General features: G+C 48.4%; 12 protein-coding genes. 7 read left to right on the top strand and 5 right to left on the bottom strand.

Features of this window, described 5'->3' with window-relative positions; translation table 11 throughout:
• The first annotated feature begins 75 nt into the window (after positions 1 to 75).
• From gpmM to AC07UY_RS05080, 3 genes are read left to right on the top strand one after another with little or no spacing between them, the layout of a single operon-like run.
• A complete protein-coding gene (gene gpmM, locus AC07UY_RS05090; protein WP_494700869.1) occupies positions 76 to 1,620 on the top strand; it encodes a 2,3-bisphosphoglycerate-independent phosphoglycerate mutase in 1,545 nt (514 codons plus the stop codon).
• A gap of 33 nt (positions 1,621 to 1,653) precedes the next feature.
• Positions 1,654 to 2,913 (top strand): murein hydrolase activator EnvC, encoded by a 1,260-nt coding sequence (gene envC, locus AC07UY_RS05085; RefSeq protein ID WP_494659769.1) that lies wholly within the window; start codon positions 1,654 to 1,656, stop codon positions 2,911 to 2,913.
• Positions 2,914 to 2,937: 24 nt separating this feature from the next.
• Positions 2,938 to 3,888 carry a divergent polysaccharide deacetylase family protein gene (locus AC07UY_RS05080; protein ID WP_494659768.1) on the top strand — a complete coding sequence of 317 codons (951 nt, stop codon included), beginning with the start codon at positions 2,938 to 2,940 and terminating at the stop codon, positions 3,886 to 3,888.
• A gap of 114 nt (positions 3,889 to 4,002) precedes the next feature.
• Here AC07UY_RS05080 and tdh read toward each other — a convergent pair whose 3' ends face one another.
• The 3 genes from tdh to yibB all read right to left on the bottom strand — a co-directional run bounded on the left by tdh (position 4,003) and on the right by yibB (position 7,376).
• On the bottom strand, positions 4,003 to 5,028 hold the full coding sequence (tdh, locus tag AC07UY_RS05075; protein ID WP_192614107.1) for an L-threonine 3-dehydrogenase: 1,026 nt from the start codon (positions 5,026 to 5,028) through the stop codon (positions 4,003 to 4,005).
• Positions 5,029 to 5,037: 9 nt separating this feature from the next.
• Complete coding sequence (gene kbl, locus AC07UY_RS05070) at positions 5,038 to 6,234, bottom strand: glycine C-acetyltransferase (RefSeq protein ID WP_494700870.1); 1,197 nt, start codon at positions 6,232 to 6,234, stop codon at positions 5,038 to 5,040.
• Positions 6,235 to 6,518: 284 nt separating this feature from the next.
• Positions 6,519 to 7,376 carry a protein YibB gene (yibB, locus tag AC07UY_RS05065; protein WP_494700871.1) on the bottom strand — a complete coding sequence of 286 codons (858 nt, stop codon included), beginning with the start codon at positions 7,374 to 7,376 and terminating at the stop codon, positions 6,519 to 6,521.
• Positions 7,377 to 7,675: 299 nt separating this feature from the next.
• On the opposite strand from yibB, the gene rfaD reads away from it, so the two are divergent.
• The 4 genes from rfaD to rfaL are packed head-to-tail and all read left to right on the top strand — an operon-like array spanning position 7,676 to position 11,864.
• Positions 7,676 to 8,608, top strand: a complete 933-nt coding sequence (rfaD, locus tag AC07UY_RS05060; RefSeq protein WP_203359584.1) for an ADP-glyceromanno-heptose 6-epimerase — start codon at positions 7,676 to 7,678, stop codon at positions 8,606 to 8,608.
• A 9-nt stretch (positions 8,609 to 8,617) separates the two neighbouring features.
• Positions 8,618 to 9,664: an ADP-heptose--LPS heptosyltransferase RfaF gene (gene rfaF / locus AC07UY_RS05055; protein ID WP_494659623.1), complete on the top strand. Its 1,047-nt coding sequence runs from the start codon at positions 8,618 to 8,620 to the stop codon at positions 9,662 to 9,664.
• Between the two features lie 3 nt (positions 9,665 to 9,667).
• Complete coding sequence (gene rfaC, locus AC07UY_RS05050; protein ID WP_494700872.1) at positions 9,668 to 10,630, top strand: lipopolysaccharide heptosyltransferase RfaC; 963 nt, start codon at positions 9,668 to 9,670, stop codon at positions 10,628 to 10,630.
• A gap of 28 nt (positions 10,631 to 10,658) precedes the next feature.
• Positions 10,659 to 11,864: an O-antigen ligase RfaL gene (rfaL, locus tag AC07UY_RS05045; RefSeq protein ID WP_494700873.1), complete on the top strand. Its 1,206-nt coding sequence runs from the start codon at positions 10,659 to 10,661 to the stop codon at positions 11,862 to 11,864.
• Positions 11,865 to 11,913: 49 nt separating this feature from the next.
• Here the strand turns inward: rfaL and AC07UY_RS05040 are convergent, their stop codons facing one another.
• The gene (locus AC07UY_RS05040; protein ID WP_494700874.1) at positions 11,914 to 13,056 is read right to left on the bottom strand and encodes a lipopolysaccharide N-acetylglucosaminyltransferase; all 1,143 of its coding nucleotides are present in this window, start codon (positions 13,054 to 13,056) and stop codon (positions 11,914 to 11,916) included.
• Positions 13,057 to 13,062: 6 nt separating this feature from the next.
• Complete coding sequence (locus AC07UY_RS05035) at positions 13,063 to 14,082, bottom strand: glycosyltransferase family 8 protein (protein WP_494700909.1); 1,020 nt, start codon at positions 14,080 to 14,082, stop codon at positions 13,063 to 13,065.
• Positions 14,083 to 14,116: the final 34 nt, after the last annotated feature.

The raw sequence follows: 14,116 nt of genomic DNA, 5'->3' as shown, positions 1-14,116 counted from the left end.
CTGAGGCTATTTTATCGATTCAGCTGTAGTAAAATTACGCAATTATTTTTGTCTCTTGAGTATGAGGTTGTCGCAATGTCGGTTTCTAAAAAACCTATGGTACTGGTGATCCTGGATGGCTATGGCTATCGCGAAGACAGCCAGGATAACGCCATTTTTAATGCCAAAACCCCAGTAATGGATGCTCTGTGGGCAAAACGTCCGCATACCCTGATCGATGCTTCCGGTCTGGAAGTGGGTCTGCCTGACCGCCAGATGGGTAACTCCGAAGTGGGTCACGTCAACCTGGGCGCGGGCCGCATCGTGTATCAGGATCTGACTCGCCTGGACGTTGAAATCAAAGAACGCACGTTCTTTGCGAACCCAACGCTGACCGCTGCCGTTGATCAAGCGAAAAATACCGGTAAAGCGGTGCACATCATGGGTCTGCTGTCTGCGGGCGGCGTACACAGCCACGAAGATCACATCCTGGCGATGGTGGAAATGGCCGCCGAGCGTGGCGCAGAGAAAATCTACCTGCACGCCTTCCTCGATGGTCGTGATACCCCGCCGCGCAGCGCTGAATCCTCGCTGAAAAAATTCGAAGACAAATTTGCCGCGCTGGGCAAAGGGCGCGTAGCGTCCATCATCGGTCGTTACTATGCAATGGACCGCGACAACCGTTGGGATCGCGTTGAACAAGCGTATGACCTGATGACATTGGCGCAGGGCGAATTCCAGACCGACACCGCTGTTGCAGGCCTGCAGGCCGCCTATGCGCGTGACGAAAACGACGAATTCGTGAAAGCCACCGTGATTCGTGCAGAAGGCCAGCCCGACGCAGCGATGGAAGATGGCGATACGTTGATTTTCATGAACTTCCGTGCTGACCGTGCCCGCGAAATTACCCGTGCATTTGTTAACGCTGACTTCGACGGTTTCGCCCGTAAGAAAGTGGTCAATCTGAACTTCGTGATGCTGACCGAATATGCAGCCGACATCAAAACCGCAGTGGCTTACCCGCCCGCATCGCTGGCGAACACCCTCGGCGAGTGGATGGCGAAGAACGACAAAACTCAGCTGCGTATCTCTGAAACCGAGAAATATGCGCACGTGACATTCTTCTTCAACGGCGGCGTAGAAGAGCCGTTCAACGGTGAAGATCGCATTCTGATCAACTCACCGAAAGTGGCAACCTACGATCTGCAGCCAGAAATGAGCTCCGCAGAGCTGACCGAAAAACTGGTTGCCGCCATTGAGAGCGGTAAATACGACACCATCATCTGTAACTATCCGAACGGCGATATGGTGGGTCACACCGGTGTGATGGACGCGGCGGTTAAAGCGGTTGAAGCGCTGGATCACTGCGTTGAGCAAGTGACCAAAGCCGTTGAATCCGTTGGCGGCCAGTTGCTGATCACCGCTGACCACGGCAACGCTGAACAAATGCGCGATCCGGCGACGGGTCAGGCGCATACAGCGCATACCAACCTGCCTGTTCCGCTGATTTATGTCGGTGCTAAAAACGTGAAAGCAGTAGAAGGCGGTAAACTTTCCGATATCGCGCCGACCATGCTGACGCTGATGGGTATGGAAATCCCGCAAGAGATGACTGGTAAGCCGCTGTTCATCGTGGAATAATCCCTCCCCATGAGGGGAAAGGCGTTGAATTCCATTACATGGGCCGTGAAACTGCAAAGGTTTTCAGTCAGGCCCCTGATCTACGCCAGCGTTATTAGCGCTGGCGTATTGTTGTGCGCCTTTTCCGCACACGCAGATGAGCGTGACCAACTCAAATCCATCCAGGCTGACATCGCCGCGAAAGAACGCGCCGTACGTCAGCAACAGCAGCAGCGCTCAAGCCTGCTTGCGCAGTTAAAAGCCCAGGAAGAAGCCATTTCTGCCGCCGCCCGTCAACTGCGTGAAACCCAGAATACCCTCGCCCAGTTGAATAAACAGATCGCCGAGATGAATGCGTCCATTGCCAAACTGGAGAAACAAAAAGCCAGTCAGGAACGCAGCCTCGCCGCGCAGCTTGATGCCGCATTTCGTCAGGGCGAACATACCGGAATTCAGTTGATTCTCAGCGGCGAAGAGAGCCAGCGTGGACAACGTCTGCAAGCCTACTTTGGTTATTTGAACCAGGCGCGTCAGGAAACCATCGCTGAACTGAAGCAAACCCGTGAAGAAGTGGCCTCGCAAAAGGCCGAGCTGGAAGAGAAGCAAAGCCAGCAGCAGACGCTGCTGTACGAACAGCGCGCCCAACAGGCCAAACTGGAACAGGCGCGTAATGAGCGCCAAAAAACGCTCTCCGGTCTGGAATCATCGATTCAGCAAGGCCAACAGCAGCTGAGCGAAATGCGCGCTAACGAATCCCGCCTGCGCAACAGCCTTGCACGGGCAGAAGCCGCAGCAAAAGCGCGGGCTGAACGTGAAGCCAACGAAGCGCAAGCTGTGCGTAATCGCCAACAGGAAGCGACTCGCAAAGGCACGACCTATAAACCTACCGAAAGCGAAAAATCACTGATATCACGTACCGGCGGTCTGGGTGCGCCTCGCGGCCAGGCATTCTGGCCAGTACGCGGTCCAACGCTACACCGTTATGGCGAACAACTGCAGGGTGAGCTACGGTGGAAGGGGATGGTTATCGGTGCGTCTGAAGGCACTGAAGTGAAAGCCATTGCGGATGGCCGGGTCATTCTGGCGGACTGGTTACAAGGTTACGGTCTGGTTGTTGTTGTAGAACACGGCAAAGGCGACATGAGCCTTTACGGTTACAACCAGAGTGCGTTGGTCAGTGTCGGTACACAAGTGCGCGCAGGCCAGCCTATTGCGCTGGTTGGCAGCAGCGGTGGTCAGGGTCGACCAGCGCTCTATTTCGAAATTCGTCGCCAGGGTCAGGCCGTCAATCCACAGCCGTGGTTGGGAAGATAAGTTTTGCCTCAGTTTCGCCGTATCATGCTCTCACTGGTCAGCCTGCTGGCGTTCGCAACCCCTGTTTTTGCTGGCAAACTTGCCATCGTCATCGATGATTTCGGCTATCGCCCGCACAATGAAAACCAGGTGCTGGCGATGCCTTCCAACATCTCTGTCGCCGTGCTGCCCAATGCGCCGCATGCGCGTGAAATGGCAACCAAAGCACACAATAGCGGCCACGAAGTCCTGATCCATCTGCCGATGGCACCATTAAGTAAGCAGCCGCTGGAGAAAGACACCCTACGCCCGGAAATGAACAGCGCCGACATTGAGCGGATTATCCGCGATGCCGTCGACAAAGTACCGTACGCCGTTGGGCTTAACAACCATATGGGCAGCGCGATGACCTCCAGCCTGTTTGGTATGCAAAAAGTGATGCAGGCACTGGAGCGTTACGATCTCTATTTCCTCGACAGCATGACTATCGGCAACAGCCAGGCAATGCGGGCCGCATCCGGAACGGGCGTGAAAGTGATTAAACGCAAAGTGTTCCTTGATGACTCGCAAAACGAAGCGGACATCCGCCATCAGTTTAATCGTGCCATTGAGTTAGCTCGCCGTAATGGTTCCGCCATTGCTATCGGACACCCCCACCCATCAACGGTGCGCGTGTTGCAACAGATGGTCTATAACCTACCGGCCGACATCACGTTGGTGCGCCCAAGCACCTTGCTCAACGAACCCCAGGTGGATACTTCCACACCGAACCTGACGCCACCGGGCAACAGCGAACCCAACGCACCGCGCAACCCGTTCCGTGGCGTGAAGCTGTGTAAACCGAAGCAACCGTTAGCGCCGGTCTATGCCGACCAGTTCTTTAACGTATTGAGTGAAAGTATTCGCCAGAGCACCGTCGTCACTTACTTCCAGCATCAGTGGCAAGGTTGGGGGAAAACATCCTCCTCCAACGGAATTAACGCTAACGCAAATTAAGCGGAAGATGAGCAGCAAGATAAAATCCTGCGAAGTGACTAACTATATGGCAACGCCTTCGCAGCGTTCAGGTGTTTTTAAGAAAAAAGGGCTGGATAACCAGCCCTTTTAATATTAATCCCAGCTCAGGATCACTTTTCCTGACTGACCCGAGCGCATCGCATCAAAGCCTTTCTGGAACTCATCAATTGAGAAGTGATGGGTGATGATCGGGGTCAGATCCAGACCAGACTGGATCAACGCGGCCATCTTGTACCAGGTTTCAAACATTTCGCGACCATAAATGCCTTTGATAAACAGGCCTTTAAAGATCACCTTCGTCCAGTCGATAGACATGTCTGAAGGAGGGATCCCCAGCATGGCAATACGACCACCGTGGTTCATGGTATCCAGCATGGCACGGAACGCTGGCGGCGCACCGGACATTTCCAGACCCACGTCAAACCCTTCGGTCATTCCGAGTCTGGCCATCACATCAGGCAGGTTCTCTTTCGAGACGTTTACCGCATGTGTGATGCCCATCTTACGTGCCAGTTCCAGACGGTATTCATTGACGTCAGTGATGACTACGTGACGCGCACCCACATGTTTTGCCACTGCCGCTGCCATAATACCGATTGGGCCCGCGCCTGATACCAGCACATCTTCGCCCACCAGATCGAACGACAGCGCGGTGTGTACCGCATTACCGAACGGGTCAAAGATAGAGGCTAAATCGTCGGAGATGTTGTCCGGGATTTTAAAGGCGTTAAACGCAGGAATAACCAGATACTCAGCAAAACAGCCTGGGCGGTTAACACCCACACCGGTCGTATTACGGCACAGGTGAGTACGTCCGCCACGACAGTTACGACAATGACCACAGGTGATATGACCTTCACCGGAAACGCGGTCACCCACTTTAAATCCTTTGACTTCCTGGCCGATACCGACCACTTCGCCAACGTATTCGTGCCCAACAACCATAGGTACCGGGATCGTTTTTTGCGACCATTCATCCCAGTTATAGATGTGAACGTCGGTCCCGCAGATGGCTGTTTTACGGATTTTAATCAGCAGATCGTTATGTCCGAGTTCCGGTTCAGGAACGTCGGTCATCCAGATGCCCTCTTCCGCTTTCAGTTTGGATAACGCTTTCATCTCACATCCTCAGGCGATTACGCCCAGTTGTTTACCAATACGCGTGAACGCCGCAACGGCACGCGTAATTTGCTCAGGCGTATGCGCCGCAGACATCTGGGTACGAATACGCGCCTGACCTTTTGGCACCACCGGATAGAAGAACCCGGTGACATAGATACCCTCTTTTTGCAGCTCGCGAGCAAATTCTTGCGCTACCACCGCATCTCCCAACATGACCGGGATAATGGCATGGTCAGCGCCCGCAAGCGTAAAGCCTGCTGCAGACATCTGCTCACGGAACTGACGTGCATTCGCCCACAGACGACCACGCAGTTCGCCACCAGATTCCACCATCTCCAGCACTTTAATGGAGGCGGCAACAATCGCCGGAGCTAATGAGTTGGAGAATAAGTACGGGCGAGAACGCTGACGCAACCACTCCACCACCTCTTTACGCGCAGCCGTATAACCGCCGGATGCGCCACCCAGTGCTTTACCTAACGTACCGGTAATGATGTCTACACGGCCCATCACATCGCAGTATTCATGAGAGCCACGACCGCCTTCACCCACAAAACCGACAGCATGAGAGTCATCGACCATCACCAGCGCATCGTATTTATCCGCCAGGTCACATACCCCTTTCAGGTTGGCAATCACACCGTCCATGGAGAACACTCCGTCGGTCGCGATCAACACATGGCGGGCACCGGCTTCACGTGCTTCTTTCAGACGTGTTTCCAGTTCCTGCATATCATTGTTGGCGTAGCGAAAACGCTTCGCTTTGCACAGACGTACACCATCAATAATAGAGGCGTGGTTCAGCGCATCGGAAATAATCGCATCTTCTGCACCCAGCAACGTTTCGAACAGGCCGCCGTTGGCATCAAAGCAGGAGGAATACAGAATGGCATCTTCCATACCCAGAAAATTCGCCAGTTTTTGCTCCAGCTGTTTATGGCTGTCCTGGGTACCGCAGATAAAACGCACCGAGGCCATACCAAAGCCGTGGGAATCCATGCCGGCTTTCGCCGCTGCAATCAATTCCGGATGATTCGCCAGCCCCAGATAGTTGTTGGCGCAAAAGTTGATGACGTGGCTTCCATCTGCCACGGTGATGTCCGCCTGCTGCGCAGACGTGATAATGCGCTCTTCTTTAAACAATCCTTCCACTCGAGCGGTTTCCAGATCGTTGTTCAACTGCTTATAAAAATCCCCACGCATTGCGATTCTCCAGACTGGGCAAATTTCAGCACATATTACCCAAACCTATACGTTGATACGAGATGACGCGTTATCACTTCTTTAAAATGCAGCATAAATCACGCGTATCCACATGGCTTATCGGTGATTTTCAGAATGAATGCATTGCGCAAAAAAGCAATTAATGGCATGAATTTATTAGAATTTACAGAGTGTAAGGCGTGAGAACCAAGGTTGATAAGGCAAGATCCCCACTCAGGAGGTACCTTGCCAAAAAATGCGGATTCTACGTTTATGTCGGGCAACTATTTTCTGGAAAGAAAGAGCCTTAATGACTGGAGCTTCGCGCCAAGCGCAGTTCGTTTGAAACAGCGGAAGAGATCAAACCATTTGCCTCGGCCCAGATAGTTAAGAACAAACAAATCAGGTCGTTTGTAATAACACATGACAAAGATGCCCTGGTCGTCATCCACAATATTATTCTCTAGTGTGACTTTCTGACACTCTGTAACTAATGGATAAAATTCTTTCCATTTTTCCTGAGAGCCAACAATTGCACCACCAATAATATAAACGTGGTTACCAATCATAAAATCAAAAGATTGCTGCAATGACGAAACACTTAACCCTTTCTTGATCGTGAACAGGTGTATTTTATTTTGATTAAAAGGGAAGTCCCATACTTTCAAACCGCGTGTGACTTTCGGTTTACGGCAATAGCCAAAATCAATCCACGCAACCAGCGGGGTTTTGACCAGACCAGAATTAATCGCTTTATTCACAAAATATGCTTTTAAATTACAAACCAGCACGTAATCCGGGGACCAATATTCTGGATTTTTTAACTGACGGGTTTCTAATTTACGTGTAAATACTTCATCCTGCTGAATTTTCTCTATTCGGCTCCGAATGTGTTTGAATTTATTTTTTATATCAACAGTAACAATTGTTGTCGGTTTCCCCTTACGTATTTCTGCAACCCTGGCTTCTAAATCAGGAGACGTGAACACGACCATGTCGTTTTCTAATGCAGCCAGTCGTTCGAAATAACTTAAATAGACATCAACTGAGCGGGAAAGTTTTTCGCGGAACCCTTTATTAGCAGTCCACTCCCCTCTACCGATATCAAAATATGCCGTTACTATTGTGGTAGATGATTTCATCGCTAATAAAAACCATTAATATAAAAGAAACATTATATCACACAAAGTTACACTCTGCATGCTGAGTGTAACTTTGTGTGATATAGCAATAATCATTACCATTCTAAAATACAGATTAGTTCACCTGACCTCTGTAATAAATATACAAATACACATAAGGGTTTAATGGCAAAGGCGTTCCTCCTTCTCCTCATCACTATCCACCACGCAAATGGCTGAAGGGGAGTCAATGTGATGGTATGATTACGGATATTCGTGTCTGAGATTGTCTCTGACTCCATAATTCGAAGGTTACAGTTATGATCATCGTTACCGGCGGCGCGGGCTTTATCGGCAGCAACATCGTTAAATCCCTGAATGATAAAGGCATCACCGATATCCTGGTGGTGGACAACCTGAAAGACGGCACCAAGTTTGTGAACCTGGTGGATCTGGACATTGCTGACTATATGGATAAGGAAGATTTCCTGATCCAGATTATGGCAGGGGAAGAGTTCGGCGATATCGAAGCGATTTTCCATGAAGGCGCATGCTCCTCTACGACAGAGTGGGATGGCAAGTATATGATGGACAACAACTATCAATACTCCAAAGAGCTGCTGCATTATTGCCTGGAGCGCGAAATTCCATTCCTGTACGCCTCTTCCGCAGCAACCTACGGCGGCCGCACATCCGATTTTATTGAATCTCGTGAATACGAGAAACCACTGAACGTTTACGGCTATTCCAAATTCCTGTTCGATGAATACGTACGCCAGATCCTTCCAGAAGCCAACTCACAAATTGTAGGTTTCCGCTACTTTAACGTTTACGGGCCGCGCGAAGGCCACAAAGGCAGCATGGCAAGTGTCGCATTCCATCTGAACACCCAGCTCAATAACGGTGAAACGCCGAAACTGTTTGAAGGCAGCGAAAACTTCAAACGCGATTTCGTCTATGTTGGCGATGTTGCCGCCGTGAATTTGTGGTTCCTCGAAAATGGCGTTTCCGGCATCTTTAACCTGGGAACAGGCCGTGCGGAATCCTTCCAGGCCGTAGCGGATGCAGCTCTCGCTTACCATAAAAAAGGCGACATCGAATACATTCCGTTCCCGGAAAAACTGAAAGGACGCTATCAGGCGTTTACTCAGGCTGATCTGACCAACCTGCGTGCAGCTGGCTACGACAAGCCGTTCAAGACCGTTGCCGAAGGCGTAACGGAATATATGGCCTGGCTGAACCGCGACGCGTAAGAAGTAAGCATGAAGATACTGGTGATCGGCCCGTCATGGGTGGGCGACATGATGATGTCGCAAAGTCTCTATCGCACGCTCAAGGCGCGCTATCCCCAGGCGATAATCGACGTGATGGCTCCTGCGTGGTGCCGTCCGTTGTTATCGCGGATGCCGGAAGTCAATGAAGCGATCCCGATGCCGCTGGGTCATGGCGCTCTGGAACTTGGCGAGCGGCGCAAACTCGGACATAGTTTGCGTGAAAAACGTTACGATCGCGCTTACGTGCTGCCAAACTCGTTTAAATCGGCACTCGTCCCCTTCTTTGCCAGCATTCCTCATCGTACGGGCTGGCGCGGCGAGATGCGCTACGGCCTGCTTAACGATGCGCGTGTGCTCGATAAAGAGGCCTGGCCATTGATGGTCGAGCGCTATGTTGCGCTGGCCTACGACAAAGGCGTAATGCAGACAGCAAAAGATTTGCCACAACCTCTACTCTGGCCGCAATTGCAGGTTAGTGAAGGGGAAAAATCACTCACCTGTAGAGAATTCGCACTTTCAACGGAACGCCCGATAATCGGCTTTTGCCCCGGCGCTGAATTTGGTCCGGCAAAACGATGGCCGCACTATCACTACGCGGAACTGGCCAAACAGCTCATTGATGAAGGTTATCAAATTGTCCTGTTTGGCTCGGCGAAAGATCATGAGTCCGGAAACGAGATCCTGGCGGCTCTGAACACCGAACAACAGGCGTGGTGCCGTAATCTGGCTGGCGAAACGCAGCTGGAACAGGCTGTCATCCTCCTCGCGGCATGTCAGGCCGTTGTCACCAACGATTCTGGCCTGATGCACGTGGCAGCGGCGCTGAACCGCCCTCTGGTCGCACTTTATGGCCCAAGCAGCCCGGATTTCACACCGCCACTGTCACAGAAAGCGCGCGTGATCCGCCTGATTACAGGTTATCACCGGGTGCGGAAAGGAGATGCGGCAGAAGGGTATCACCAGAGCCTGATCGACATTACACCGGAGCGTGTCCTGGAAGAACTCAACAGTCTGTTGTTACAAGAGGAAGTCTGACGAATGCGGGTTCTGATCGTCAAAACATCATCGATGGGTGATGTGTTACATACGCTTCCTGCGCTCACTGATGCACAGCAGGCTATTCCAGGAATTCGCTTTGACTGGGTGGTGGAAGAGGGGTTTGCACAAATCCCGTCATGGCATGCTGCGGTTGATCGGGTGATCCCGGTGGCAATTCGACGCTGGCGGAAAGCCTGGTTTTCCGCCGCCATTAAAACTGAACGCAAAACCTTTCAGGCGGCAGTACAGGCGCAACATTATGATGCCATTATAGATGCGCAGGGGCTGGTGAAAAGCGCGGCTTTGGTCACTCGTCTGGCGCATGGCATTAAGCATGGCATGGACTGGCAAACAGCCCGTGAGCCGCTGGCCAGCTTGTTTTACAACTGTCGACATCATATTGCTAAACAGCAGCATGCGGTAGAGCGCACCCGCGAACTGTTCGCCAAAAGTCTGGGTTACAACAAACCGCAGACTCAGGGCGATTATGCTATTGCGCAACATTTCCTGAACAAAATGAATACCGAAGCGGACCAATATGCTGTATTTTTACATGCCACCACCAGAGATGATAAACACTGGCCGGAGGCAAACTGGCGGGAATTAATTGGCCTGCTGAGTCAGTCTGGAGTACGCATTAAATTGCCGTGGGGAGCCGCTCACGAAGAAGCCCGGGCGAAGAGACTGGCAGAAGGGTTTGATTACGTAGATGTTTTACCGCGTATGAGTCTGGAAGATGTCGCGCGCGTATTGGCGGGGGCAACGTTTGTCGTGTCGGTTGATACAGGACTGAGTCACCTGACTGCCGCGCTAGATCGACCAAATGTAACGCTATACGGCCCAACGGACCCTGGGTTAATTGGTGGTTATGGAAGGAACCAGGTAGAGTGCCGTTCCGCCAGCAGAAATCTTACCGATTTGCCTGCCTCTGCCGTATTTGAACTCTTAGTTTCAAACTTATAAGCTATTGTAAACAGACATCGGAGAAAAGATGGCCCTCACATTGTTTTTTTCCAACGAGAAAAAAAACTGGAAATCATACTGGAATAGAACACTTATATTCTTGTTGATCGCCACCTATTTCTTAGGCGGTATTACACGCTATAAACATCTCATCGTCATTCTTATGACAATCACAACAATTGTTTATCTTTGTAAGCAACCAAAACATTATACATCTATTTTCAAAACATTCCTTTTCAGCAGTATTTTATTTCTTACCATAGCAGTACTTCTTTCGCTATTTCAGACGCCAGACTTAAAAGCCAGCCTGAAAGAAATTAATAATTCTGTCATCGAAAATATGTTGTTGTATACCATTGCCATTCCCGTATTATTAAGGGATGAGAAGGTGGAATTTATTTCAAAATTCATTTTCATCTCTTTCCTCACATCCTTAAGTTTACGATGCTTGTCTGAGATCGTCTTTTATATTAAGGATTATCAGAATGGAGTTATGCCATTTATTGATTACAGACACCGTAGCATCTCAGATTCATTAGTCTTTTTGTTCCCGGTACTTCTGAATCTTTGGTTATTTAAATCAACAAAGCATAGAATCGCTTTTATTATTTTTAGTGCACTCTATCTTTTCCTGATGCTGGGTACGCTTTCTCGTGGAGCATGGCTCTCAGTCTTAATCATCGGGCTGGCGTGGGTATTGATGCATAAAAAATGGAAAATGCTGACTGTGGGAATGATTATCGCAGCTCTGGCGGCGACCGCTATTTTCTCTCACAAAGAAATGTCGGCAAAGTTGGCCTTTAAACTCAACCAGACAGACAGCTCATACCGATATGGAAATGGTACTCAGGGCAGTGCACTGGATCTCATACTCGAAAATCCGGTTATCGGCTATGGCTTTGGTAATAACGCCTATAAAACTGTCTATAACAATCGCGCCGTAGATTATCCATTATGGAAATTTAGAACCTCAATCGGTCCCCATAACCTCGCGTTATTTGTCTGGTTTGGCACCGGTCTTCTCGGATTGGCTGGGTTGCTACTTGTTTACGCAGCAATCGTTAAAGAAACTGTGTCAAAGGCGTTTAAAGAGGGTCGTGACTCTCCCTATAATGCGCACATGATTATTCTGTTATCTTTCTTCGGGTATTTTATTATTCGCGGAAACGTTGAACAGATCGAATTGGATAACCTGGGCATTCTTGTTGGCCTGTTACTCGCCATGAAGAAATAACGCTGGATATTCTCAATAAAAAAGGCTACGTTAGGTAGCCTTTTTTATTTCAGTCAAACCAACGGTGAATAACATCCTCGAACCGCTGAGTCACACTCGTCCAACTGTAATGCTCAAAAACATACTGTTGCCCGCGCTTCGCGATAGCCGATAGTTCGCTGTCATGCAGTACGCACTCAATGTCCTCCGCAATAGTTTCTGCGGTCATGGGCTCTCTTAAGTGATAGCCAGTATCCTTGCTTTTAACAAACTCAATCATTCCTCCGCGCGTACTCACCAACACGGGTTTACCTGCCCCCATGGCCTCAATTGCAACCATACAGAAAGGTTCCTGGAATTGAGAAGGGATCACAACTAAATCACCGAGTGGATAGTAGCGGTGCATTTTTTCGGGAGGGATACTTCCCAACATAATGCAGTTATCCGTCAAACGCTCTGCAATTTCGCGGACTTCACGCTGATAAGCCCCTTTATCGCTTTTACTGACTTCCATATGATCGCCAACCACCACCAGTTTAAAGTTCGGGTGCGACTCAACGAGTTTTTCGAATGCCTGTAAAAGCAGTAATACACCTTTATCAGGTACAATACGCCCAGCGTAAAATATCACCTTATCTTCGGGTGTGATATTCAGGTCCGACCTGGAGATTGGCTCATAATCTGATTGATAAATTTCCAGATTAATTCCATTAGGAACAATGGCAATATCTGCTTCAGGGAGATATGAATGATAGTAGTTTTTTAAAAACAGGCTGGGAACTATCATCTTAACGTTCTTCTCCAATCCTTTTGGTTCGAACGCATTATGCATATGTATCACGACATTTGCTTGAGGGGCTCGCTGGCGAATCTGTCGATACAGTTTCATGCTGTTGTGTACAGCAATAACACTTTTATCAGTGATTGAAAAATCTTTAGCAACGTTTAATATGCGCTGAGAGTAAGGTAAAGGATCCAGTCGGGTCCATTTCTGAAAAATTCGCTTATATATTCTGCTAAATCCGATACGATGAATAGAGCACTTTTCACTTACCTTCGAATAATCAGTATACCCTTCATTTTTGATGCAGACGATACGGTTTGGAATACGGGTAGTTTGCGCGACCTGATACATCCATGTTTCAACTGCAGCCGCACCACGCGGCGGTATAGAGAAAATTGGCGTAACCGTAAAGATGATTTTATCAATCATATAAAATCAACCCTTCATTAAGTTATATTTAATTGCTGAAAAAAGACCGCTGATTATTTTATTTTGATAAAGCAAGTGTTTGTATTTTTCTCTATATTCATGTTTCCGTACTGCGGGAAGTAAACTTTTCACTCGCCATGGCGATATTTTATACACGCTGCGGAAAAATTGTGCTGATGGATAATTTGCCCAATCATGCCATGGTTTAGTCACACCAGTATAATGTATAAATATGGTTTTCGCGTTGATGATTGATTTGTAGTAATCTTTATTTTTTTTCTCAAACTCAGATTTTAAAGAATAAATAGTGTTATATTCTCTGGGCAAGATTTTAGCATGGTGAAGGAACATAATATTTAAAATATCTTGATCTGGATATTTTATTTTTGCAGCAATATCTTCCTGAGAAAGTAAATCGAAAAACCGCTCAGTCAGATTTGATTGCAACCATTGCTTCATATTGATATACATCACCCCAGAGTTAAAATAATTACCTTCAAACTCTGTGTTATTCAGTCGTTCTGCGCTTTTAGCTTGCATTGAATCAACATCAACCACTACTGCTCCGTACTCGTGATCGAATTCCAGTTCGGAAAGCTCTATCAATGAACCTTTGCATGTGATATCTGCATCAAGATAGAGTAACTTATCCAGCCGTTCAGAGAAATAATCGAAAGAAAGTAAGCGATAATATATTGATACTGGCCATATATTCGTTTTTGGTAGCGTAGACAATGGTTCAGAGTCGATATGATATAATTTAATGACTGTTTTATACTGTTCCGCTAACTGTGTTAAGAGCTCGACATAATCCTGGTCAAGGTAGTCAGCAATAATATGAAATGTAAAGTCAATATCATTCTGCTTATTATTCTCAAGAATTGATGCTATCGATATTGCAGCACCGACTTGATAATTACTATCAATTCCCCATGAAATATTAAAAGTATCGCGGTCATTGCATTTAACCGTACGACTGTCTAATGCTATGATATCTTTAAATTTGGTTAAATTTTTAAAATCCAATTCCCGTTCACCTTTCGTTTTCATAGATATTACA

The sequence above is a fragment of the Citrobacter sp. GW821-FHT02E08 genome, assembly GCF_059421685.1.
The sequence above is the reverse complement of the archived record's forward strand: the minus strand, read 5'-3'. Positions and strand labels throughout refer to the sequence as shown.

What these genes read in the sequence shown, in the direction of transcription:
- gpmM (WP_494700869.1), top strand. Translation starts at nt 76, where the DNA reads ATGTCGGTTTCTAAAAAACCTATGGTACTGGTGATCCTGGATGGCTAT.
- AC07UY_RS05080 (WP_494659768.1), top strand. Translation starts at nt 2,938, where the DNA reads ATGCTCTCACTGGTCAGCCTGCTGGCGTTCGCAACCCCTGTTTTTGCT.
- tdh (WP_192614107.1), bottom strand. Translation starts at nt 5,028, where the DNA reads ATGAAAGCGTTATCCAAACTGAAAGCGGAAGAGGGCATCTGGATGACC.
- kbl (WP_494700870.1), bottom strand. Translation starts at nt 6,234, where the DNA reads ATGCGTGGGGATTTTTATAAGCAGTTGAACAACGATCTGGAAACCGCT.
- yibB (WP_494700871.1), bottom strand. Translation starts at nt 7,376, where the DNA reads ATGAAATCATCTACCACAATAGTAACGGCATATTTTGATATCGGTAGA.
- rfaD (WP_203359584.1), top strand. Translation starts at nt 7,676, where the DNA reads ATGATCATCGTTACCGGCGGCGCGGGCTTTATCGGCAGCAACATCGTT.
- rfaF (WP_494659623.1), top strand. Translation starts at nt 8,618, where the DNA reads ATGAAGATACTGGTGATCGGCCCGTCATGGGTGGGCGACATGATGATG.
- rfaC (WP_494700872.1), top strand. Translation starts at nt 9,668, where the DNA reads ATGCGGGTTCTGATCGTCAAAACATCATCGATGGGTGATGTGTTACAT.
- rfaL (WP_494700873.1), top strand. Translation starts at nt 10,659, where the DNA reads ATGGCCCTCACATTGTTTTTTTCCAACGAGAAAAAAAACTGGAAATCA.
- AC07UY_RS05040 (WP_494700874.1), bottom strand. Translation starts at nt 13,056, where the DNA reads ATGATTGATAAAATCATCTTTACGGTTACGCCAATTTTCTCTATACCG.